The following is a 23,427-nucleotide window of genomic DNA, read 5'->3' as shown; positions in this document are numbered from 1 at the left end:
TAATTTACCTTGAATAATCGGGCTTATATATATGCACCTTATTTAATGAAACCACTTCGAAGGGAGTCTGACGATAATGAGCCAAAAACGCGATAAGGGATACAGCCAAAAAGGTAAGGATTATGCTGAATCTGCCGGTACAGGTAAACGAATGATTGCTGCTGAGGAAATAGAAAAGGCACTTCATCCTACGAAGAGACAAAATGCTGAGCAATAAGAAATGCAGATGCGCCTCTAGGCGCTTCTGCTAGACCTAAATATATTTACTAAGCCGCTAAATGGAGTTAGCGGCTTTTCCTATGTTAAAATAAAAGCCAACATTAATTACCAAATAATAACTACTAACGAACCTTTTGGAGGTGTACTTGTGAGAAAGGCGTTGCGAGCTCTTCTAATTTCATTCTTGATTACATTTTCTTTAGGTTTTTATTTTACAAATAGGCTTATTTATATGAAAAAAAAGGATGAACAATTTATCGTACAGAGGGAAAAGGAAGCGGGCAGATTTAACCCCGAGCATTTCGAATCACTACCTAAGCGAGAGGTAATCATCGATTCCCCTTTTGGCTATCCCATTAAAGCGCTGCTGGTAGAACCACACATGTCCAATCGCTATGTCATTATTTCCCACGGTGTAACGGAAACAAAGATTAATTCGATAAAATATATGAACCTTTTCTTAGAGCGTGGTTTTAATGCCATGATTTACGATCATCGCAGACATGGTGAATCTGGTGGAAAGACAACCAGCTTCGGTCATTATGAAAAATTTGATTTAAAGGCAGTTATTGATTGGTTAAAAAAAGAGAAGGGGCCAACACTTTCGCTCGGAATTCATGGTGAATCGATGGGGGCAGCTACGATGCTTCTGTACGCTGGAATGCTCGAGGATAGTGCTGATTTTTATATAGCAGACTGTCCGTTCTCTGACTTAAAAGAGCAAGTATCTTATCAGTTAAGAAAAGAATTGAAAAATGTTTCAACATTATTAATTCCCATTGCTGATTTCATTTTGCGCCTCCGTGAGAAATATTCGATTCGTCACGTCTCACCCATTTCAGTTATCGAAAATATTAAACATCCTATTTTATTTATTCACAGCGAAAACGATGATTTTATACTCCCTGCCATGACAAAGGAATTATATGAGAAAAAACATGGCCCAAAGATGCTTTATCTTGCAGCAAATGGCCGTCATGCGCAGTCTTTTAACGAGAATCCTGAAGAATATCGCAGAGTTATAGACACATTTTTGCAAAAGTATGTTGAGAAAGCATAACATCAGTGACTTATAGAATATATCTGCTTACCTAAAAAGCCTTCCCAAGTGTTAAGCACCCGAGCTGAAAATAGACGGAAACATTCCGCTTAATTAGCAAATTGTATTTAAAAAAGCCTAAATAGGCGGAGAGATTCCGCCTATTTACTCAAAAGTTAAAAAAAAGAGGAGATTTTACTTTGATAGGCGGAAAAACTCCCCTTATATACCCCGAATAGAGCTCCACTTTGTATTTACCCGGAAATCCTCCGCTTATTTTACTCTTACTGGTTACTTGCTTAAGGACAAGACTTCTGCTTACTTGCATTTTCCCTGTATTCAATATATTCTGAAAACATCACATTTTACTTTTAAAAGGAGTGTCAAGAATGTCAAAGGTACAAATTAAAGTAAACGATAATGGTTCACTGCGAATTACTGGTGAGGTAGAATTGCTAGATGGAGCCGGCAACGTCATGGAAACGAAGCCAGCCTTTTCTCTTTGCCGCTGCGGGCTTTCCAACAACAAACCTTTTTGTGATGGTTCTCATAAAGGGAAATTTGACTCTCAAGTACGGGTCACAAAAGAAGAGTAATGCTGACGGAAAAAGGACTTCCTGCAGAGAAGTCCTTTTTGTTCTATTATTGAATTTTTTCTAAATGACGTACAAGTTGCCCATAATGACCCGTTACGTGCTTAACGATTAAATGGTCGACTAAGAATGATAACGGTTTTCCGTCAAAGTTTGGATTATAGCTTGGTGCTGTTTTTACTAAGTCTTCTTCTGTCACTTTTACAAGTGCTGCCTCAACTTTCGGGACTAAGTTTTGTAATGCTGTTAAAGCCTCCTCTTTCTTAATCCGAGAAACAACGTTTTCATCTACTGCGGCTAAACGACGCACGTGTTCATGATTCCGTCCCCATTTTGCACCAGGAACCACTAGCAGCGCCTCCAAATCTTCAACCCAAAAATTCACAGCTTCTATAATATGAGAAATGATTTGCATTGCGGACCATTCTGTTTCAGACGGTTTAACATAAAGTGAACCCTCTTCCGTATTTTTCAATACCGCTGCAATATCATCTATACTCTTTTTAAATAATTCCAATTTTTCATTCAGCATTGCCGTTACCATCGTTTACGTCCTCCTTTTATTCACTTCATACATAAATTTAAAAAATGCGTTAGAGCCAGCTCTAACGCGTTTTTTAATTAGCAATTTACACGTTCATAATTTTTCTTGAAATAGCCATATAGGAAATCCACGACATGGTAGTCAGTTGGCTTGTGATTTTCGAAAATAAAGTTACGAAGTGCAAGTGCCGTCGGATCCTCAGCATGAATAATTTCGCCCCACCTGCGTGCAGATCCTTGTACCATTGATGAACGTGGGATTCGAACTTCTTGGTATGCTTTAAATGCTTCTTCGTAAGAATTATGTTTCTTTAATTCCTCACCCAATACAAATGCATCTTCAAGGGCTTGAACGCCGCCTTGTGCTAAATATTGAAGCATGGCATGACCAGAATCTCCTAATAACGTAATGTTGCCATTTGTCCAATTGTCGATAGGTTCACGGTCATACATTTGCCAGCGGAATTGACGGTTAATGTATGTTAAAGCGTTTTCAACTTTTGGATGACAATTTTCAAAACGACGTGCCATTTCTTCTGGAGTTCCCCAATCTTCTACTGTCGCATCATATGATTTAAATACCACTACTTGGTTGTAAAGCTCTCCGCGGCGAACTGGATATTGTACCATGTGCAGGTTTGGTCCAATCCACATGATTACATCATCTAAGTCTAAGTTTGTATTACTTGACACTTCTTCAATTGGAATCGTTCCACGGTAAGCTACATACGCAGAGTTTACCGGATGATCATCAACCAACTGCTTCCGCATATTTGATTTTACTCCATCCGCACCAACAACAGCTTCTGCACTATACGTTTCACCATTTTGGTTAACAATGGTTACAATATCACCATTTTGTTCTGCAGTTTGAATGCATTGGTTGGTAAAGAATTTAATATTACTGCTTTTTTGACATGCTTCATAAAGAACTCTGTGTAAGTCCGAGCGATGCAATACGATGTAAGGCTGGCCGAATTCTTTTTGGAACCCCTCCCCCAAATCTAACGTTGCTAATTCTTTCGCTGTATAAACATCTTTTAGTACAAGACGTTTTGGTACTACTGCATGCTTTAGAATTTCTTCCTTTACACCTAAACGGTCTAAAACCTCTAACGCATTGGGTGCTAACTGAATTCCTGCACCTACTTCTCCAAATTCCGGTGCTTGCTCAAAAACTGCTACTGATTTACCTGTTTCTTGAATGGATAGCGCTGCTGCTAAACCACCGATTCCTCCGCCTACTATAATGATGTCGCTTACATTAGTCATTGACAATTCCCCTCCAACTAAGTTATTATCTTCCACAAATAGAGAACTTCGTTACCTCATGAGAAAACTTTAAATCATTTTTTATCAATTCGTCAACAAAAAACTTTTAAAATTTAGAAATTTCTATTAATCAATTTTCTTGTATTATCCAAATCATCCAAAAAGGGAGGTGATTATGATGACAACTGAAACGAAAACGGTCGGTATTCAGTCCTTGCAAATTGGGTTAAACATATTAGAGATCTTAGCAAGGGAAAAAGAACCTCTAAAGTTTACTGATATACAAAACCTTACTTCTATGACAAAAAGCAATTTATATAAATATTTGTCGACACTGTCCCAATTCGGATTAATCTATCGTAATCCTCATACAAACGCGTATACGCTTGGACATAAATTAGTTCAGTTAGGAAATGCAGCTTTAGGCCAATCTTCTTTAATAGAAGTGGTTATTCCCTATATCAAAAAGATCACTGATAAAACCAACCTAACCGTACTATTAGCCGTTCCTTCAAAAAATGGTCCACTGATTTCATATATTCAAAGTGCAGATGATTATGGAATAAATATTGGTGCTCAAATAGGGACACACTTGCCGCTTTCCTCTTCTACTGGCGTTGTTTTTTCAGCTTTTGAAAAAGACGTCCGTATGAAAGAATGGGAAGAAGTTGAACTTTCAACGTTCAATGAAAGTGAATTACAGCAATTTCAAGCTGAAAAAGAGAAGACAAGAGTAGTGTTTTTTGCTTCAAAAACGGAACCTCTAGTAAAGCATGTCTCTTCTTTTAGTGTCCCTCTATTAAATTTCACCAATGAACTAATTGGTGCTATTACCATCGTTGGTATTTCGGAGACCTTACCTAAATCAGCGGATCATCCGACTGGACAATATGTTCTCAGTTTTGCAAAAGAAATTCAGAGTATTTTGGTTTTAGAAAGTAAATTCTGAAAACAAATAATATTGACAATTATCTCGAATTCTTTTACTATTTTTATAAATAGTGAACTGATTTCATAATTAGTGAAAAACAAGGAGGAGCATTAATGAAACTTATAAATTATACTGTCGCTGGGCATACACGTGCAGGTGCAATCGTTGAAAACCAGGTTATCGACTTAAACTATGCTTACCAAGCACAATTAAAAGCAGAAGGAAAATACCGATTCGAAGCAATCGCTAAAGCATATGTGCCAGAAAATACAGACGAGTTATACCAAGGCGGTAAAGAATCCCTTCAACTTGCGCAAAATGCAATCGATTTCATTTTGGCTAATCCTGAAAGCTTTGATAAAAAAGTGATTTATAACATCGAGGAAGTTAAGGTAGAGGCACCCGTTCAAAAACCAGGAAAAATTATCTGTGTTGGCCACAACTACCGCGAACACATTTTAGAAATGGGTCGTGAAATCCCTTCAAACCCAGTTATTTTTGCAAAATTCGCAAATACAATTTTAGGGCCAGAGGACGACATTCCACACTATCCAATCTCTGATCAGCTTGACTATGAGGCAGAATTCACCTTTGTTGTAGGTAAACAAGCTCGCAATGTTTCCGAAGAAGACGCATTAGACTATGTAGCAGGTTATACCATTACAAATGATGTAACCTATCGTGATATTCAACGACGCACGCTCCAATGGTTACAAGGAAAATCAGTAGATGGCAGTGCACCAATGGGACCATATTTGGTTACATCCGATGAATTGCAAAATCCATCCGGCTTAGATGTTGTCCTAAAAGTAAATGGTGAAGTACGTCAAAAAACCAATACTGCTAATCTAGTATTCTCTGTTCAAAAATTAGTAGCTTTCTTATCCAATTTAATGACCTTAGAGCCTGGAGATGTTGTATTAACAGGTACTCCTGGAGGCGTTGGAGTTGCGATGAATCCTCCGCAATTCTTAAAAGATGGAGACGTAGTTCGAATTGAAATTGACCAAATCGGTGCACTCGAAAACAAAGTAAAGGCAACACAAGCGGTAGTCACTGTTTAATTAGACATTGCAAGGGGTCAAGCAGCATTCGCTGCTCCCCTTTTCTCTATAAATTTTAAATCATAAAGGAGAATGAGAAATGGCTGAAGTAAATCCAGAAGTTCAAGAGTTTATGAAAAGCTCGATTGTAACCGATTACACAAGAGATATACAACAATACAACTTAGGACCTCTTTGGGAAGCAATTCCTACAATTATGCACAAAACGCCAAAGCCTCAAGCACAAGCTTATCTTTGGAGCGATGAATTAATTAAAAAGAAAATGAGTGAAGCAGCTCAAATCTTTACACCAGAACGCGGCGGGGAACGCCGGGCTATCTATTTCCAAAATCCTGGCCTAACGTATCGTGAACCTTGGGGATGGGGATCTACTACCCAAACAATCTATGCAGCAGTTCAAATGTTATTACCTGGTGAAAAAGCACCATCCCACCGTCACTCACAAAGTGCATTGCGCTTCATTTCTGAAGGTTCCGGTGCATATACGATCGTGCAGGGTGAGCGTATTTTCATGGAGGAAGGCGACTTTTTAATTACTCCAAAAAATTTATGGCATGGACACGCCCACTTAGGAACAGAGCCTATGTATTGGATGGATGCTTTAGATATTCCTACCATTTACGCAATCGGCGGTACCTTCTTTGAACCTTATGAGGATGGTTTACAACAGCCAGATATTCCAGATAATTTCTCAGAGAGACGTTATCGCGGCGGCATGGTTCGTCCTGTTGGTGATGATAAATATACAGTTGCTCCACTTGCAAATTATAAATGGGATCGCACTATAGAAGGAATTAAAGGGTTAATGGAATTCGATCCAGATCCAGATCCACACCATGGATATGCAGTAGAGTATATTAATCCATCTACAGGTAAATCAGCTAATCCGACGCTTGGCACTAGAATGCAGCATTTACCACATGGCTTCAAAACAAAGGCATTGCGCCATACGCACTCCACCGTTTACCAAGTGCACAAAGGTTCAGGTCAGACCGTTATCAATGGCACCCGCTTCGATTGGAAAAAAGGAGATTACTTCGTTGTTCCAAATTGGGCTTGGTATGAACATACTGCCTCAGAAGACTCTTACTTATTCTCAGTAAACGACTTGCCAATTATGAACCGTTTCGACTTGGAACAAGAGCAATTGTTTGAAGAGAATAACGGCTACCAAAAAATTACTGGTGAATTTAAAGCTGATTTCCGTTAAGAAGTTCAAAATCACAGACGCATTTCAACAGAAGATTAACAAAAAAATCGGCCTCATATGTTTGTGAGGCCGATTTTTCTATGTTAATCGGATATCCGCAATCGCTGTAATCGGGACACGGTGTACTTCTTCAAAGTGATCGATAATATGAAGCCTGCCAGTCATTTGGTCCCAATGATGAATTTTTCCAACGACAATTTCATAATTTCGATTTCGATAATGAGTAATGGTAACGAATTGGTCGAATTCGATTGCTTCAGATAAGGTCATATTCATAAGTTCGAGCTGCTGTTCATCGATTTCTTTCCGCTCTTCATACTGATCTTCCTTCACCCAGTCTCTCAGCATTTTTATATGCTCAGGAAGCATCATTGAAACCCATTTGATTCTTCCGCGGTCGCGAATCATTCATATTCTCCTCCTTACTTTCGCTGTCCTGCTCCACGCATAGGAGCTTCTGCTTTTCTTACTACCTCTTATGTCCACCAACAAGTGTTGCCCGGTGCTTTGCCGTTCCGGCAGTTGTATAGGAAACAGCCCGCAGCAGAGAACCTGAACCAAAGCGTCTCCGAATAGAATCCACTACATAGCCAAGCTCCCGCCGCTTCACCGCCCCCATGTCAAACAGGTCGAGCTGAAACTCATAATCATCGACGATATTTCCGATACTAATGGCAATTTGCCTTACCGTCTTTCCTGTATAATGTTCGTGGAATAATTCAAGACAGACTCGGTAAAGATCCATCGTTACATTCGTTGGCTGCTGAATGGTTCTTGAGCGATGAAATCCTCCGCCAAGTTCATCTTGGCTATAGCCAATACTAAGGCTGATGGTTCTCCCAGCCTTACGGCGAGATCTCGCTCTTCGGGCTACTTCTTCACACATTTCTAAAATGACGTGCTTTATCTCTTCTTCTTCCTTATAATCTCTTAAAAGGATTTGGCTTTTTCCAAAGCTGATCTGCCCCTCAACCAAGGGTGCTCCCAAGTCTGAAAGGTCTACTCCCCAGGCATGATGATAAAGCTGATTGCCCATGATTCCGAATTTCTTTTCCAGTGCTTCTAAATCATAGCGAGCCAGCTGACCAACCGTAAAAATGCCCATCCCATTTAGTGTTTTTTCAACACGCCTGCCAATTCCCCACATTTCTCTTAGCGGTGAAACCTTCCAAAGCTTGTTCTGGACGTCTTCATACTTCCATTCAGCAATTCCATGCTTTTTTGCTTCGAGATCAAGGCAAAGCTTCGACAGCAGCATATTAGGACCAATTCCGACTGCACAAGGAAGCTGAAATTCACGTTCAATATCGTCCTTTATTTTTGCAGCAATTGTACAGGCATCCCCCCACAAATGAAGTGCCCCATCCACCTTGATAAAACTTTCATCAACGCTATACGTGTGGATCGCTTCCTTTGGTACATAACGATTAAACACACGGGTGATTTCAGTAGAAATACGCAAATAAGTTGCCATTTTTGGCTCCACCACTTGAATGCGCGGGTCATCGGGAATTTCAAATAGCCTGGAACCTGTTTTTATTCCGAATTCTTTCTTTAAACGTGGTGACGCGGCAAGCACAACACTTCCATTTCGTTCTTTGTTACCAGCCACAGCTAGATAGCAAGTCAAGGGATCAAGACCATACATGACAGCGGAACAGCTGGCATAAAAGCTCTTCATGTCGACGCATAAAATTTGATTGTGCGGTAACGTGCTGTAATCAACCATGACTTTTCCTCCATTCACAAAAATCGAACATCTGTTCCTTATATTATATACATATATTACGCGAATATGCGTTCGTGTTCAATAGTAATTTTTTGACACGTTTCATGGTTATGGTTATTTTTCGGGAGAAAAAAACGGTATAATTATGGGTGGGGTGCACATAAATGGAGAAAAAATTGATTATTAAAATGATAAAAAATTGTTTTAAACAATATTATTCCGATATAGATTCACTGCCAATGAGCAGTAATGATTTAGAGGCGCTGGCAGATCGGATTATTCAAATAAAAGCAGAGCAGCCTGGGGTAGATTTATATGAGGCTGTGAATGATACTGTATACGAATTTGTAACAGGCTGAAAACACAAAAAACCGCGCTTAGCGGTTTTATTTTTTGTTAAATGCTTTTTTTCCGATACGTTCAAACAGTCTTGGAAAGAGAACATAGACAACGCTGCCCATGTTCATCCAGCGCGGCAGATTAATTTCTCTCGTTTTTGTCAGCATGCTGTCAACAACTTTCCGAGCGACATATTCAGGCTGAAGCATAAACTTCTGAACATTTTTAACATAGGTACCTTTTTCATCGGCAATATTAAAGAAATTCGTTGCTATGGGGCCAGGGTTCACAGATGTCACAAGAACATTGTAATCACTAAGCTCCATTCTAAGCGAATTTGTATAGCCAAGAACTGCATGCTTTGTAGCCGAATACACACTTGATTTTGGCGTAGCGATTTTTCCCGCCTGGGAGGCAATATTAATGATATGTCCATAACGGCGTTCACGCATTTTCGGGAGCACCATACTAGTGCACGCCATCAGTCCGACAACATTGACATCGAACATCCCTTTAATTTCATCCATTGTTGCTGCATGGGCTTCACGGAATACACCGAAGCCTGCATTATTAACCAGGATGTCCACCTCGCCAAAATCCGTAAAAATGGCTGTAAAAACTTCCTTTACTTTTTCCGTATTAGAGACATCTAATTGATAGACCTCTACCCTTACTTGATACTTTTGCTGCAAATCCATTTGCAGCTGTTTCAACTTTTCAATGCTTCTTGCAAGCAGCACAAGGTTGGCACCACTTTCCGCACAAAGCTTGGCGATTTCAGCACCTATCCCCCCGGATGCACCGGTAATGACAATATTTTTACCTTTAAGCTGTTCCCTACCCATACTCACACCTCATCTAGCTTGATATAGGACTGGTTGATGATCCTCACTACTACTAATCTCGCCGATTGAGGCTAAATAGTCAAGCTGGCCCACAGTTTCCGATAATGTTAATATCAATTCACGCTTATACGCTGTAGGAAAAAGCCTCTTGCAAAGTTCAAATACAGTATGCTGCTCCTCCTTTAGCCAATTATTAACCTTCATTGCCCGTTCGTGTTGATGAATCAGTCTTTTTTCAATTAGCTCTTTTAATTGGAAAACTTCCTCCCCATGACCTGTGTAAACGAATTGAATTGGATAAGATAACAGCTTTTTCATTGAATGATTATGCTGAAGCTGCGGCTTCGGTCTTTCCACCTCACCTGGTGCTGGCGTCTCTAGGAATGGATTCGGTGAGATATGTGCAAGAATTAAATCCCCTCCAATTAGAATTCCATCACTTTCTCGAAATAGAGCGATTTGACTCTGGGCATGGCCTGGTGTCTCTATGACTTTCCACTGGCTTAACCCTTGCGGAATCATCCCTTCCACAAGTTCTCCCGTCAGTGATCGGTTACAGGAGTACCTGAATGTTTGTCTTAGATGTAAGAGGGACGAAAAATGTTCTGAGGGGATTCCAAAGTCAACAAATTGTCTTCGAAAAAAATCCTCTTGTTCTTGAAAAAAGGCCTCTGTTGGTTTAATCCAACGTTCATTCAACGGGTGCCCGAAAACCTCTACAAAATCGGGTAAAAAATCAAGCATTCCAACATGATCTGCGTGGTGATGAGTAATAATCACCTGTTCAATATCTGCCGGGCTTAAGTGTAATTGAGACAACTGAGCCTTAAATGCAATCCATGACTCCTTGGTTTTCACACCACAATCGACAAGTGTCAGCCGCTCACCTTTAATTAAGTAAACATTAACGTCCCCGACTGCATAAGGAGTCGGCAAAATTATTTTTGCGATATCGTCTTTCCATTCTGCCATTCAAAAAACTCCTATCGTTATTTTAAATAGAATGTGAACATTTTTTTACAATTATTTATATAGTAAGTGTAACGAATTTTCCTTTCCATTGTCATTATTTTTGCATAATATAGTTAAAATAAATAAAAAATTCAGATTTTATCACTTGACAGAAAGGGCGTTATCTTGGATAATCACTAGTAAAATTTGATTCGTACATTCGCGATGATTAAGACCAGTAAATGAAAAATGGCATAAGAGAGTGAAGACCATCGGCTGAAAGTCTTCACAGCCCTCTTTATCATTGAACCTACCTTATGAGCACTTAGGAAAACCTAACGTAATCCGGCGTTATCGGAGTCGAGTGAACCCTTACATGAATTAAGTATGGGTAAATGAAGGTGGTACCACGGAAGCTAGACCTTTCGTCCTTTTCGGATGAGGGGTCTTTTTGTTTTTATTAAAAGTATGAGGGGGAATATTCATGAAAAAGATAGCATTTATCGGTGCCGGTTCGATGGCGGAGGCATTTATTTCAGGAATTCTAGAAAATAGTCTGATTGATAGGAAGAATATATGGGTTACAAATCATTCAAATGAAGAGCGGTTGAAGAGGCTAAGTGATACGTATGGTGTCCGTACCACTTACGATTTAAACGAATTGTTTGAAGGAGCTGACATCGTCATTTTATCGATGAAGCCAAAAGATTCCGCAACTGCCATCCAATATATCCGTGAATATTTAACCGAAACCATGCTGGTAGTTTCTGTGTTAGCTGGTGTGTCAATGAGTACCATCGAGACATTAGCGAGATTACCAATTGCGGTTGTTAGAGCAATGCCAAATACATCCGCAGCCGTAGGTAAATCCGCCACAGCTGTTGCAGTAAATGAACGAGTTACCCCTCACCAAATTGAATTAATGAAAGATCTGTTTGGAACGGTCGGCTTGACTACTTTTGTAGAAGAGGAGCAGCTTGATGCTGTTACAGGACTCTCCGGCAGCGGGCCTGCGTATATTTATTACCTTATAGAAGCAATGGAAAAAAGTGCTGTTGAGGTTGGACTCGATAAGGATATGGCGAGTGAATTAATCGTACAAACGTTAATTGGAGCAGCCGAGATGGTGAAAAACTCCACTAAATCATCTGAACAATTACGAAGAGACGTAACAAGCCCGGGCGGTACCACAGAGGCGGGGGTTAAAGTACTTGAAGAACATCAAGTTCAGCAAGCGTTCATTTCTTGTATTAAGGCTGCAACAGCACAATCGAAAAAAATGGGAGCGGCTTTACGTGAACAACTTGAAATTACCGAACCAACTTCCTAATTTGTGTCTATTCATTTAAACTATGGTAAAAAAGACTAGGAAGTGTAAGAAATGCTAACGGTATTATTTTCAATGGGAATCCTGGTCTGGACTATTTTTCTTATAGACGGACTAATGGGTTTACGGAAAATAGACGCTTTAGAAGTTGAGGATTGCTTAAAAAACGGCCCTTTATTATCTGTAATTGTAGCGGCACGCAATGAAGAAAATCAAATAAGAGCAAGTATTCTCAGTCAATTAGCGCAAACTTATAGAAACGTTGAATGGATTCTCGTCAATGATCGCTCAACTGATGCCACTGGGCTGGTGATGGAAGAGCTAACAAAGGAAGATCAGCGAATTTCTGTTATCCACATAGAAGAATTACCTGAAGGGTGGCTTGGGAAAAATAATGCCTTATATCAAGGTTTCCTTAAAGCGTCAGGAAAATGGCTATTGTTCACCGATGCCGATGTAAAGTTTGAAAATGAGGCATATGCAAAAGCTCTTCATTATTTTGAGAATCATAAGCTTGACCATTTAACAGCTGCACCAAACCTGAGCGCGAAAAGATTTTGGTTAAAATCATTTGTAGCCTTTTTTCTATTCGGGTTTTCTTATTTTAAAAGACCTTGGGCAGCGAATAATCCCAAGTCAAAAATTGGGACTGGAATTGGAGCATTTAACCTCGTTTCGAAAGAAGCATATTGCAGCTTTGGAACACATGAAATGGTGAAAATGCGGCCGGATGATGACTTACAGCTTGGAATGAGAATGAAACAAGCTGGCTATCATCAGAGGATTGTCACGGCACTTACGCTGATTGAGGTTGAATGGTACGGAAGTTTGCAGGAAGCACTTATTGGACTCGAAAAGAATACATTTGCCGGATTACATTACCGGGTTAGTATGGTGTTTTTTGCGATATTTGGCGTTTTTATTACCAATGTTCTACCCTTTATAACAATATTTTCTTCTAATAAAGTTGTTGCACTATTAAGTTTAGGAATTATTTTGTTAAGTGGGATTCACTACGTTATGGTCATCAAAAAAATGACCATATTCTCCCCTGCTATGTTTCTAGTACTGCCTGTGACCGCACTGCTGTTTATTTATTCAATCATTCGTGCCAGTTATCTAACCTTTAAACGCGGCGGCATTATGTGGAGAGGCACCTTATATAAATTAAGAGAATTAAGAGTCAAAGAGTGATGTTTATTGAAAGACTGCCATTTGCTACTTAGATGAGCAGGTACATAGAAAATGACTTTAGGAGGTTCCATATGTCTACAAAATTATTTTCTCCCTATACGATTAAGGATGTTACACTGAAAAATCGAATTGTAATGGCGCCGATGTGCATGTATTCCAGTCATAACGAAGATGGGCATATTCAAAACTGGCACCGTACTCATTATACAAGCCGGGCTGTTGGTCAAGTTGGTCTGATTATTGTTGAAGCAACCGCAGTAACGAAGCAGGGCAGAATTTCTCCTAGGGATTTAGGAATTTGGAGTGATGACCACATTCAAGGATTCAAAGAAATCATCAACTTGATGAAGGAGCATGGTGCTAAAACGGGTATCCAGCTTGCCCATGCGGGTAGAAAGGCAGTTCTAGAAGGTGAAATCATTGCCCCTTCGGCCATTTCTTTTGATGAACAAAGGAAGACTCCTAAAGAAATGAATAAACAAGACATTGCCGAGACTGTTGATGCTTTTAAAAAAGGTGCTGAGCGTGCAGCAAAAGCTGGCTTTGATGTCATAGAAATTCATGGTGCCCACGGCTACCTGATAAATGAGTTCCTCTCCCCATTATCGAATAAAAGAACGGATGAATACGGAGGATCTGCTGAAAACCGTTACCGATTCCTTCGCGAAATTATTGAAGCTATCAAAACAGTATGGGATGGTGTCCTGTTTGTACGTGTTTCAGCTCACGATTATAATGACGAGGGGTTAACACCGCTGGATTACGTATTTTTCGGTCAATGGATGAAGGAACAAGGTGTTGATTTAATTGATGTGAGCTCAGGGGCAGTGGTACCAGCGAGGATAACAGAATTCCCCGGTTATCAAGTTCCATTCTCAGAAACGATTAGAGATGGTGCCGAAATTGCAACTGGAGCAGTTGGATTAATTACAACGGCGATTCAAGCGGAGGAAATCCTTCAAAATGACCGTGCAGATTTAGTATTTTTGGCTCGAGAATTATTACGTGACCCTTACTGGCCTAGAACAGCTGCCAAAGAACTAGGAGTAAGTATTGAGAGTCCAAAACAATACGAGCGTGGATGGATTTTCTAAAACCCACCATCTTTAAATTTTGTTTTAAAAAGCAACAGTATATGAGAAGTGCCTTTTAAAAAGATAAAGACGGCTTTCTGACCGTCTTTTCATTTAAACACTATGCTGATTTCTTTAAAGTCTTCTGCAATATCTGTATTCGCAAAAATTTCCTGTGCTTCGGCAACAAGTTCACCCCAGGATTGCCGATCGTAGCGTGAGCTGATGTGGGTCAAACAGAGCTGCTTACTTCCAGCTAGTTTCGCCACTTCTGCAGCCTGATGGGTGGTCGAGTGGAAATAATCAAAGGCAAGCTTCTCTTCACCTTTTGAAAAAGTTGCTTCATGAATTAATAAATCTGCGTCCTTGGCTAAAAGAATTGCGTTGTCACAGTATCTTGTATCTCCAAGAATCGTTACAATTCGACCCTTTATATCCGGACCGAGAAAATCTGCTGGTACGATAATAGTGCCATCATCTAGCGTAATCGTTTCACCTTCTTTAATTTTCCGGAAAATCGGTCCTGGCTGTACTCCCGCCTCGACTAGTCTTTCCGCTAATAGAGTCCCTGGTTTATCCTTCTCAATAATCCGATATCCATATGAAGGAATACCATGTTCTAAAAGTCGAGCTTCGACAATAAACTGTTCATCTTCAAAAATAACCCCTTCGTCTATTTCAACGATTTTTAGTGGGTATTTTAAATAGGTTTGGCTGACCGTTAGGCTTATGGTGATATAGTCTTTCAGTCCTTTGGGTCCATAAATAATCACTTCTGTTTCTCCGCCTTGAAAAGAACGGCTGGCCAATAGTCCAGGAAGGCCATAGATATGATCACCATGAAGGTGGGTAATGAAAATTTTCTCAATTCTACGCGGTTTAATCGAAGTATGTAAAATTTGATGCTGTGTGGCTTCACCTGCATCGAACAACCAAATAGCACCTCGTTCTTCGAGTAATTTTAGGGCTATAGATGTAACATTGCGAAGCTTTGCTGGAATTCCAGCACCAGTACCTAAAAATAATATATCCAATATAAACACGCCTTCCGAATAATAATATAAATAATATAGCATATCGCTTGCACAATTGCCCTTTGTGCGTATATTCTCTTTAAAAGGAATAGATTTGAATACATTCTTGAGTTGTTTTTTGCGAAATATAAATTGAATACATATAAAGAGAGGTACTTATCGTGGAACAATCTAAAAATATGACTTCATTAATTATGATATTTGGTGCAACGGGAGATTTAGCCGTTCGGAAACTTTTTCCGTCCCTTTACCGATTGTTTCAGAAAGGTAAATTAGACAAATTTGCAGTTATAGGCGTAGCAAGGAGACCCTTATCTACTGAAGAGTTTCAGAATTCTGTAAAAGACTCGGTATTAACTGCTCTAGGCAAAAAGGAAAAAATTGACGAGTTTATCTCTCATTTCTATTATCAGTCACATGATGTGGCCGATTCCAGCTCATATCAAAACCTAAAAAAATTAGCACAGCAAATTGATGATCAGTATGAATTAGAAGGTAATCGTATTTTCTATCTTGCGATGGCACCTGAATTCTTTGGACCAATTGCTCTCCATTTAAAATCGGATGGTTTGACGGATGTCAAAGGATACAAACGACTTGTAATAGAAAAACCTTTTGGACATGATTTAGAATCAGCAAAATTGTTAAACAAACAAATTCGTATGGCTTTTTCAGAGAGCGAAGTTTACAGAATTGATCACTACTTAGGCAAAGAAATGGTTCGTAATATCGAAGTTATTCGTTTTGCCAATGCCCTGTTTGAACCATTATGGAATAACCGCTATATCTCCAATATTCAAATTACCTCAAGTGAAGTACTTGGAGTGGAAGAACGCGGACGTTATTATGAAACAAGCGGAGCTCTTCGGGATATGGTTCAAAACCACATCATGCAAATGGTAGCATTGCTTGCAATGGAGCCCCCAATTAAATTGACAACAGATGAGATACGTTCTGAGAAGGTCAGAGTGTTTCGTTCATTAAGAATGATTAAAGGGGATAAAATAAATAAATACTTTGTCCGCGGGCAGTATGGATCTGGTACGGTAGAGGATCAACCGGTACCTGAATACCGGGCCGAGCCAATGGTTGATAAAGAGTCCAATACAGAAACCTTTGTCGCTGGAAAGATTATGATTGATAATTTCCGCTGGGCGGGTGTACCTTTTTATATTCGAACTGGAAAAAGGATGGCAACAAAATCGACGAAGATTGTGGTTCAATTTAAAGACATTCCGATGAACCTTTATTACCAGCCGGAGAAACTGTTGAACCCGAATCTGCTTGTTATTCATATTCAGCCTGAAGAAGGAATCACCCTTCATCTCAACGCTAAAAAGGCGGGCGGGCATCTCGATGCACAAGAAGTTAAATTAAGTTTTGCCAACACAGGAATACATGCTATGAACACACCTGAAGGGTATGAAAAGCTACTATATGATTGCATGCGCGGAGACGCAACCAATTTTACTCATTGGGATGAAGTCGCTTATTCTTGGGCGTTTGTTGATAATATTTCTGAAGTATGGGAAAAAACAAAAGCCGAAAACTATCCAAATTACGAATCTGGTTCAATGGGACCGAAAGAGGCTGACGAGCTGTTAGAAAAGGATGGATTCTTCTGGTGGCCTGTAACCGATTTAGATGTAGATATCTGTAAATAATACAAAAAAAGCTCCGTTATTGTTGATAAACAATGGCGGAGCTTTTAATTGTCTTCCTTCTTTTTTTCCGGGAAAGAACGGAGAAAATCTTTATTAAAACTCGTTCCGGTACCAATGTTATGAGCATTGTTTACTTTTCGAATGCCTGCATTTTCAATGATATTTTTCCCATATTTCTCACGTAAAGTGGACAGTGTTTTCAATAACGGTTCCTTTTTGGCATCCTTTTCAAATGAAAATAAATCTAGCTGTTTAAAAGCAAGGTCATGTTCCACTAAATCATAGCCTGTTATCCCTAACAAACGGACAGGGTTTCCGTTCCACTCCTTAATAAAAATCTGCTTAGCCATCGAAGCAATGTCCTCTTTCTGCTGTATAGGATTGGCAAGTTTTTTACTGCGGGTAATCGTTCTTCTATCCTTAAAACGGATTGTAATGCCCAGCGTTGTGGCTAAGACATTTTTCCGCTTTAACCTTACTGAAACCGTTTCTGCTAATGATTCCAAAATCCGGTACAATTCTTGTTGATTGCTCGTATCCTTTGGCAGTGTTGTTGAGTTTCCAATACTTTTAAAATCAGATACCGACTCAGGATCAACCGGTCGAGTATCGATTCCATTTGCCCTTTCCTTTATTCGTATTCCGTTAATACCAAGCAATGATTTAAGCTGTATCTCATTGCCTGCCGCTAATTCTCCGATTGTATGAATACCAATGGTTGTTAACTTTTCAGCAGTCTTTTTTCCAACACCATGCATCTCACTCGTGTTTAACGGCCACAAAATGGAAGGGATGTCACGCTTTCGCAGTATCGTTATTCCCATTGGTTTTTTCATATCAGAAGCTGTTTTTGCCAAAAATTTATTTGGAGCTATACCAATACTGCATGGCAAATCGAGCTGTTCCAGCACTCTTTTTTGAATACTCTGAGCAATTTCGATTGGACTGCCTAGCTCAAAGGAATCGGTTATATCCATATATCCTTCATCAATGGATACAGGTTCGACCAATTCTGTGTAATTCCTAAGAATCTCAAACATGGCGATAGACGCCGTCCGATACCTGTCAAAATTCGGTTTCCTAATAATTAATTGCGGACAAAGCTTTTTCGCTTCCCACAGCGGCATAGTAGTCTTGACTCCAAACTTTCTAGCTTCATAGCTGCAGGTGATAATGATCCCCCGGCGCTCCTCGACGTTACCAGCAATTGCAACGGGTTTCCCCTTCAATTCTGGGTCATAAGCCATCTCCACAGAGGCATAAAAGCTATTCATATCTACATGTAGAATGACTCTGCCCTTTTTCGGATACATTTCCTTCATGCGTGACACTTCTCCTAAAAAACAATGGTACTTATAGTATAGCAAAAAGGAGAACCAGTTGGCTCCCCTTCCACATTCCTTATTGATTTGTAACCTCTTCAATAATAGCAATTGTCATTTCTGCCAGCTTGTTTAATTCCTCAATTGGCATACGTTCATTCGTTGTATGGATATCTTCATAACCAACTGCAAGGTTTACGGTTGGAATGTTAAAGCCCGCAATAACGTTAGCGTCACTTCCGCCGCCGCTATGCTGTAATTCACAGCTGCGGCCAATTTTTGCTGCTGCTTTACGTGCGATTTCTACAACCTGATCGCCTTCCCCAAATTTAAAGCCTGGGTACATGACTTCGATGTCAACTTCTGCTCTACCGCCCATTTCAGCTGCAACAGTTTCAAAGGCTTCCTTCATTTTGGCAGCTTGCGCTTCCATTTTTTCAGCAATGAGAGAACGAGCTTCAGCTAAAATATCAACACGGTCGCAAACGATATTCGTTTGTGTGCCGCCTTCGAAGCGTCCGATATTTGCGGTTGTTTCTGAGTCAATCCTGCCTAACGACATTCTCGCAATCGATTTCGCTGCAATGGTAATCGCAGAAACTCCTTTTTCAGGTGCAACACCAGCATGAGCGGTTTTTCCGTAAATGACCGCTTTAATTTTGGCTTGGGTAGGAGCAGCCACCACGATATTTCCTACTAAACCATCACTGTCCAATGCATAGCCATACTTTGCTTTCAATAAGGAAGAATCTAGTGCTTTTGCCCCTACAAGGCCAGATTCTTCACCGACAGTAATAACAAATTGAATTTGACCATGAGGAATATTTTGTTCTTTTAGAACGCGGATCGTTTCAAGCATAACTGATAGACCCGTTTTGTCATCGGCACCTAAAATTGTTGTTCCATCTGTGACGACATAGCCGTCTTTAATTGAGGGCTTAACACCTCTTGCTGGAACGACTGTATCCATATGGGAAGTGAAGTAAATAGGATCTACACCATCTTTAGTGGCAGCTAGTGTACAAACTAAATTACCTGCTCCATGTCCCGTTATAGCCGTTGTATCATCTTCAAACACATCAAGACCTAAATCTGTAAACTTTTGTTTTAAGACTTTAGCGATTTCAGTCTCATATTTAGTTTCAGAATCAATTTGTACAAGTTCTAAAAATTCATTCAAAAGACGCTCATGATTAATCATCTGAATAACCCTCCGTTTTATGTATTCCCTCTAGAGTATACTCTTTCATAATCCTGTCTTCAAATGATTACATTAAAGTGGGATATTCCCATGTTTCTTGAACGGTCTTGATTCCTTTTTATTTCGAAGCATCTCTAATGCCTGGATAATTTTTATTCTCGTTTCTCGCGGGTCAATGACATCATCGACCATTCCTCTGCTTGCCGCAACATATGGATTGGCAAACTTTTCTCGATATTCTTCAATCTTTTGCTGTCTTACCTGTTCTGGGTTATCACTATTTTGTATTTCCTTTGCAAAAATGATATTGGCCGCTCCCTGAGGTCCCATAACCGCAATTTCAGCATTAGGCCACGCGAAAACTAAATCCGCTCCAATAGACTTACTATTGAGTGCAACATATGCGCCTCCATAAGCCTTTCTTAAAATAACGGTTAACTTCGGAACAGTAGCTTCTGAATAGGCATAAAGAATCTTTGCACCGTGTCGGATAATCCCTCCATGCTCCTGTTTTACACCTGGGAAGAAGCCGGTAACATCTTCAAATGTGATAATCGGGATATTAAACGAATCACAAGTGCGAATAAATCTTGCAGCTTTATCGGAAGAATTAATATCAAGCCCGCCCGCCATAACTTTTGGCTGATTACAAACGAGTCCTACCGTTTCCCCTTTAATCCGCGCAAAGCCAACGACGATATTTTTTGCAAAGTTTTTCTGAATTTCCATAAAAGAGTCTGCATCCGCTACTTGTTCTATTACTTTACGAACATCATAAGGACGGACAGCGTCAAAAGGAATAACGTCGGTCAAATCTGGTCGATAGTCATTTTCTTCATTTACCGCAAGTATTGGTGGCTTCTCTTCATTATTTTGAGGAAGATAGCCAAGAAGCTTTCGAACCTCTTCTAATACCTCCTGCTCAGAACCAGCTTCAAAATGCGCATTTCCACTAATACTATTATGAACATGGGCACCGCCAAGGTCTTCTGCAGAGATCTTCTCACCCGTCACAGTTTCAATTACTTTTGGACCTGTAATAAACATTTGACTTGTTTTTTCAACCATGAATACGAAATCGGTGATTGCAGGTGAATAGACAGCTCCACCGGCACAAGGGCCCATGATGACAGAAATCTGCGGAATTACTCCAGAATAAATAGCATTTCGATAAAAGATGTGACCGTAACCATCTAGTGAAACCACACCTTCTTGAATTCGTGCTCCTCCAGAATCATTTAGACCAACAAACGGTGTACCGTTTTTAGCAGCTAAATCCATTACATTGGCGATTTTTTTTGCATGCATCTCCCCAAGGGCACCGCCAAATACAGTAAAATCTTGTGAAAACAAGTAAATTGGCCGCCCGTTTACTTTTCCGTAACCAGTAACAACGCCATCACCAGGTCCTTTTTGTTCATCTAGACCAAAATCGTTCGTCCTGTGTTCTATAAATGGGCTTAATTCAACGAATGATCCTTTATCAACCAAAAGCTCAATTCGTTCTCTTGCTGTTAATTTTCCCTTCTCATGTTGTTTTTCAATTCTTTCGTCCCCGCCGCCAAGCTCCACTTCCCGGCGCTTATCATATAATTCATTTATTTTCTCATAGATGTCTATCATTACCCTTCACCCCTTCTTTTCGCATAGTTCAACTAATACACCCGAAGCCGACTTGGGATGCATGAATGCTATATGTGCTCCTCCTGCACCCATTCTTGGCTCTTGGTCAATCATGCGAATACCTTTTTCTTTCATCTCTATTATTCTTTCTTCAATAGAGTTCACACCTAAAGCGATATGGTGCATCCCCTCACCACGTTTTTCAATAAAGTGAGCTATTGTACTGTCCTCTGTTGTTGGTTCTAAGAGCTCTATTTTTGTTTCCCCTGCTTTCAAAAATGCAACTCTTACTTTTTGACTTTCTACTTCTTCAATGCCTAATAAAGGAAGCCTAAGGACCTCTGTATAAAAAGGCAGAGTGGTCTCGAGCGACCGAACAGCAATTCCAATGTGGTCTACTTTTTTAATCATTTTTACCCCTCTATTTTTCATAATTTAAATAGTTTCGACAATTACAATATTCGCTAAAAAGTTCATAATTCCTTCCCAAAATGAGATGTTGTTCCATTGTTCAAATGGGCTTTTCCCTGTAAAATATAAAGAAAGCTAATAAAATAAAGGGGGAACCCACTTTGAATTCTAAAAAGACAAGAAAAATAGTCGTATATTTAATGCTAATTGCTATGTTAGCCTCAACACTCTTAATTGGGATTGCTCAATTTATTTAATTAGAAATCATAGGAAAGGGACTGTTCGAAAACAGTCCCTTTTACAATTTATTTAATTGCTCTATATTCTTTCGCAAGCTGTTCAAATGATTTACTCGTTGAAGTGACTAATATTTTTGTACCTAATGGAATGATGGGGTACAAAGAAGAAATGACTTCATTCTGTGTACGAATACACCCTTGTGATACATATCTTCCGATGGAAGCAGGCTGATTAGTACCATGAACTCCGTATATTCTCCCATCTGTTTCTTCAGCATCAAAACCTATCCATCTAGATCCAAGTGGGTTCTTGGGGTCACCTCCAGGAATATCCTTACGGCGGTAATATGGATCTTCTGCTTTTACCGTTATCGTAAAAAGCCCTTCTGGTGTTAACTCCTTCGTCTTACCAGTACCAACACTCACAACAGTTTGGACTTTATTTTCATCAACGAAAGCCAATTCATTTGTTTGTTTATTGACAATAACGAAAGGATCACCAGGAAGAGGATTCGGTCCGAGAGGCCAAATGGGTGAAATAAAAAAAGCAAACAGGATTGGCGATAGCATCTTCAACATAAAATCCACCTGCCATTTTTTCCTTAGTTTGCTTCTACTTTCCTTACTTTATTCCATCTCGTTGTATTAAAAGTACTTTTAATGATTAGATATTCATTCATCTCTTTTACTAATTGAAGGAGTGACGCACGCACCTCAAATTCTTCTCTTGTCTTTGGCAGATCCATTTCTTCAAATTCCTTTTTCATCTCTTTTAACTTTTCAAGATAAATGTGGGCCGTATTGACAGGTTGAATATGTTGGGATAATTCTTGGAGAAATTCAGCAATCATTTTTCCCTGCGGTAATGTTACAGTTAGTGAAGTAACAATCGGCAGCACTCGTTCAATGATTTCAAATTGCTTTTCTCTCATTTTAAAATAATGAAAATAATCATTTTCTTCCCGTAAAAAATGGTTTTCAACATCTCGAAAGGCGAATAATTTTGCTTCGTCTAGTAAGTTTGCCGTTTCTGTAATTTCTTTTCCAGACCAGGTGCTTTCCCCTGTTCTAAGATAAGAAACCATTTCATAGAAAATAACTTTAAAGTTTTCCTCGATTCTCAATTGATAGTCCTTTAATTTATCATCTGCACTAGGCATATATAAATTAATTAGAAGTGCAACGCCAATTCCGATAATAATTACCCCAAGTTCATTAAGATAAAGTGCTGGTGATAATTTGTTTGCCATATAAATATGTAAAATAATAACACTGCTTGTAACAATTCCATCGTTAGCTTTAAACATCACTACAGTCGGGATAAAAAATAATAGCATAATCCCGATTACTATTGGATGGTAGCCAATTAGTTCAAAAAATAGACTCGAAAATGGCATCGCTAATGTACAAGCTAAAAACCGATCCCATGAAGCCCGTATAGATTTTCTTTTCGTAACCTTGATACATAAAATCGTTAATATACCTGCTGAGGCAAAGTTGTGTAGTCCTAACTGTTGAGCAAGTAATATTGAGATGGCAGTGCCTAAGGCCGTTTTGATTGTTCGGTATCCAATTCGATATTTCATAGCATTCTCCTAAAAAAA

At 39.5% G+C, this 23,427-nt stretch carries 25 protein-coding genes; 12 read left to right on the top strand and 13 right to left on the bottom strand.

What is annotated here, in order from left to right:
- Positions 1-76 precede the first annotated feature (76 nt).
- The 3 genes from ACN6MT_RS13610 to ACN6MT_RS13600 all read left to right on the top strand — a co-directional run bounded on the left by ACN6MT_RS13610 (position 77) and on the right by ACN6MT_RS13600 (position 1,854).
- Complete coding sequence (locus tag ACN6MT_RS13610; RefSeq protein ID WP_419956218.1) at positions 77-217, top strand: hypothetical protein; 141 nt, start codon at positions 77-79, stop codon at positions 215-217.
- A 150-nt stretch (positions 218-367) separates the two neighbouring features.
- Positions 368-1,279 (top strand): alpha/beta hydrolase, encoded by a 912-nt coding sequence (locus tag ACN6MT_RS13605; RefSeq protein ID WP_419956217.1) that lies wholly within the window; start codon positions 368-370, stop codon positions 1,277-1,279.
- 368 nt (positions 1,280-1,647) lie between these two features.
- Positions 1,648-1,854: a CDGSH iron-sulfur domain-containing protein gene (locus tag ACN6MT_RS13600; RefSeq protein ID WP_034673217.1), complete on the top strand. Its 207-nt coding sequence runs from the start codon at positions 1,648-1,650 to the stop codon at positions 1,852-1,854.
- A gap of 46 nt (positions 1,855-1,900) precedes the next feature.
- On the opposite strand, the gene ACN6MT_RS13595 is transcribed toward ACN6MT_RS13600, so the two are convergent.
- Both ACN6MT_RS13595 and ACN6MT_RS13590 read right to left on the bottom strand, forming a co-directional pair.
- The gene (locus ACN6MT_RS13595) at positions 1,901-2,395 is read right to left on the bottom strand and encodes a DinB family protein (protein WP_034673215.1); all 495 of its coding nucleotides are present in this window, start codon (positions 2,393-2,395) and stop codon (positions 1,901-1,903) included.
- A 77-nt stretch (positions 2,396-2,472) separates the two neighbouring features.
- Entirely contained in the window at positions 2,473-3,666 is a 1,194-nt protein-coding gene (locus ACN6MT_RS13590) for an FAD-dependent monooxygenase (protein ID WP_419956216.1), read from the bottom strand.
- Between the two features lie 175 nt (positions 3,667-3,841).
- On the opposite strand from ACN6MT_RS13590, the gene ACN6MT_RS13585 reads away from it, so the two are divergent.
- From ACN6MT_RS13585 to ACN6MT_RS13575, 3 genes are all read left to right on the top strand, one after another.
- On the top strand, positions 3,842-4,615 hold the full coding sequence (locus ACN6MT_RS13585; protein WP_419956215.1) for an IclR family transcriptional regulator: 774 nt from the start codon (positions 3,842-3,844) through the stop codon (positions 4,613-4,615).
- A 95-nt stretch (positions 4,616-4,710) separates the two neighbouring features.
- Entirely contained in the window at positions 4,711-5,661 is a 951-nt protein-coding gene (locus tag ACN6MT_RS13580) for a fumarylacetoacetate hydrolase family protein (RefSeq protein WP_419956214.1), read from the top strand.
- A gap of 79 nt (positions 5,662-5,740) precedes the next feature.
- A complete protein-coding gene (locus ACN6MT_RS13575) occupies positions 5,741-6,871 on the top strand; it encodes a cupin domain-containing protein (RefSeq protein WP_419956213.1) in 1,131 nt (376 codons plus the stop codon).
- 78 nt (positions 6,872-6,949) lie between these two features.
- On the opposite strand, the gene ACN6MT_RS13570 is transcribed toward ACN6MT_RS13575, so the two are convergent.
- Positions 6,950-7,279 carry a YolD-like family protein gene (locus ACN6MT_RS13570; protein WP_419956212.1) on the bottom strand — a complete coding sequence of 110 codons (330 nt, stop codon included), beginning with the start codon at positions 7,277-7,279 and terminating at the stop codon, positions 6,950-6,952.
- Positions 7,280-7,340: 61 nt separating this feature from the next.
- A complete protein-coding gene (locus ACN6MT_RS13565) occupies positions 7,341-8,600 on the bottom strand; it encodes a DNA polymerase thumb domain-containing protein (protein WP_419956211.1) in 1,260 nt (419 codons plus the stop codon).
- A gap of 164 nt (positions 8,601-8,764) precedes the next feature.
- On the opposite strand from ACN6MT_RS13565, the gene ACN6MT_RS13560 reads away from it, so the two are divergent.
- Positions 8,765-8,959 carry a YqzH family protein gene (locus ACN6MT_RS13560; protein WP_034673200.1) on the top strand — a complete coding sequence of 65 codons (195 nt, stop codon included), beginning with the start codon at positions 8,765-8,767 and terminating at the stop codon, positions 8,957-8,959.
- A gap of 27 nt (positions 8,960-8,986) precedes the next feature.
- On the opposite strand, the gene ACN6MT_RS13555 is transcribed toward ACN6MT_RS13560, so the two are convergent.
- A complete protein-coding gene (locus ACN6MT_RS13555; RefSeq protein ID WP_034673198.1) occupies positions 8,987-9,784 on the bottom strand; it encodes an SDR family NAD(P)-dependent oxidoreductase in 798 nt (265 codons plus the stop codon).
- Between the two features lie 9 nt (positions 9,785-9,793).
- A complete protein-coding gene (locus tag ACN6MT_RS13550; protein WP_419956210.1) occupies positions 9,794-10,756 on the bottom strand; it encodes an MBL fold metallo-hydrolase in 963 nt (320 codons plus the stop codon).
- A 463-nt stretch (positions 10,757-11,219) separates the two neighbouring features.
- On the opposite strand from ACN6MT_RS13550, the gene proC reads away from it, so the two are divergent.
- The 3 genes from proC (at position 11,220) to namA (ending at position 14,350) form a co-directional block, all read left to right on the top strand.
- On the top strand, positions 11,220-12,065 hold the full coding sequence (proC, locus tag ACN6MT_RS13545) for a pyrroline-5-carboxylate reductase (protein WP_419956209.1): 846 nt from the start codon (positions 11,220-11,222) through the stop codon (positions 12,063-12,065).
- A gap of 51 nt (positions 12,066-12,116) precedes the next feature.
- A complete protein-coding gene (locus tag ACN6MT_RS13540; protein ID WP_419956208.1) occupies positions 12,117-13,256 on the top strand; it encodes a glycosyltransferase family 2 protein in 1,140 nt (379 codons plus the stop codon).
- A gap of 71 nt (positions 13,257-13,327) precedes the next feature.
- A complete protein-coding gene (namA, locus tag ACN6MT_RS13535) occupies positions 13,328-14,350 on the top strand; it encodes an NADPH dehydrogenase NamA (RefSeq protein ID WP_419956207.1) in 1,023 nt (340 codons plus the stop codon).
- A gap of 89 nt (positions 14,351-14,439) precedes the next feature.
- Here namA and rnz read toward each other — a convergent pair whose 3' ends face one another.
- Positions 14,440-15,363 carry a ribonuclease Z gene (gene rnz, locus ACN6MT_RS13530; protein WP_419956206.1) on the bottom strand — a complete coding sequence of 308 codons (924 nt, stop codon included), beginning with the start codon at positions 15,361-15,363 and terminating at the stop codon, positions 14,440-14,442.
- Between the two features lie 194 nt (positions 15,364-15,557).
- Here rnz and zwf point away from each other — a divergent pair, with 194 nt between their 5' ends.
- Positions 15,558-17,027, top strand: coding sequence for a glucose-6-phosphate dehydrogenase (gene zwf, locus ACN6MT_RS13525; protein WP_218008371.1), 1,470 nt, complete (start codon positions 15,558-15,560; stop codon positions 17,025-17,027).
- Positions 17,028-17,071: 44 nt separating this feature from the next.
- Here zwf and ACN6MT_RS13520 read toward each other — a convergent pair whose 3' ends face one another.
- The 4 genes from ACN6MT_RS13520 to mce form a co-directional block, all read right to left on the bottom strand.
- Complete coding sequence (locus ACN6MT_RS13520; protein WP_419956205.1) at positions 17,072-18,349, bottom strand: DNA polymerase IV; 1,278 nt, start codon at positions 18,347-18,349, stop codon at positions 17,072-17,074.
- Positions 18,350-18,428: 79 nt separating this feature from the next.
- Positions 18,429-19,550, bottom strand: coding sequence for a tripeptidase T (locus ACN6MT_RS13515; RefSeq protein ID WP_419956204.1), 1,122 nt, complete (start codon positions 19,548-19,550; stop codon positions 18,429-18,431).
- Positions 19,551-19,622: 72 nt separating this feature from the next.
- On the bottom strand, positions 19,623-21,173 hold the full coding sequence (locus tag ACN6MT_RS13510; protein ID WP_419956203.1) for an acyl-CoA carboxylase subunit beta: 1,551 nt from the start codon (positions 21,171-21,173) through the stop codon (positions 19,623-19,625).
- 6 nt (positions 21,174-21,179) lie between these two features.
- Positions 21,180-21,584 (bottom strand): methylmalonyl-CoA epimerase, encoded by a 405-nt coding sequence (gene mce, locus ACN6MT_RS13505; RefSeq protein ID WP_034673175.1) that lies wholly within the window; start codon positions 21,582-21,584, stop codon positions 21,180-21,182.
- Between the two features lie 161 nt (positions 21,585-21,745).
- Here mce and prli42 point away from each other — a divergent pair, with 161 nt between their 5' ends.
- Positions 21,746-21,841, top strand: a complete 96-nt coding sequence (gene prli42, locus ACN6MT_RS13500) for a stressosome-associated protein Prli42 (protein ID WP_157411694.1) — start codon at positions 21,746-21,748, stop codon at positions 21,839-21,841.
- Positions 21,842-21,889: 48 nt separating this feature from the next.
- Here prli42 and ACN6MT_RS13495 read toward each other — a convergent pair whose 3' ends face one another.
- Both ACN6MT_RS13495 and ACN6MT_RS13490 read right to left on the bottom strand, forming a co-directional pair.
- Complete coding sequence (locus ACN6MT_RS13495) at positions 21,890-22,402, bottom strand: L,D-transpeptidase (RefSeq protein WP_419956202.1); 513 nt, start codon at positions 22,400-22,402, stop codon at positions 21,890-21,892.
- Between the two features lie 23 nt (positions 22,403-22,425).
- Entirely contained in the window at positions 22,426-23,409 is a 984-nt protein-coding gene (locus ACN6MT_RS13490) for an aromatic acid exporter family protein (protein ID WP_419956201.1), read from the bottom strand.
- Positions 23,410-23,427 lie beyond the last annotated feature (18 nt).

Source organism: Neobacillus niacini, assembly GCF_048572935.1.
In the GTDB taxonomy this organism is placed as follows: Bacteria; Bacillota; Bacilli; order Bacillales; family Cytobacillaceae; genus Neobacillus; species Neobacillus niacini.
The sequence above is the reverse complement of the archived record's forward strand: the minus strand, read 5'-3'. Positions and strand labels throughout refer to the sequence as shown.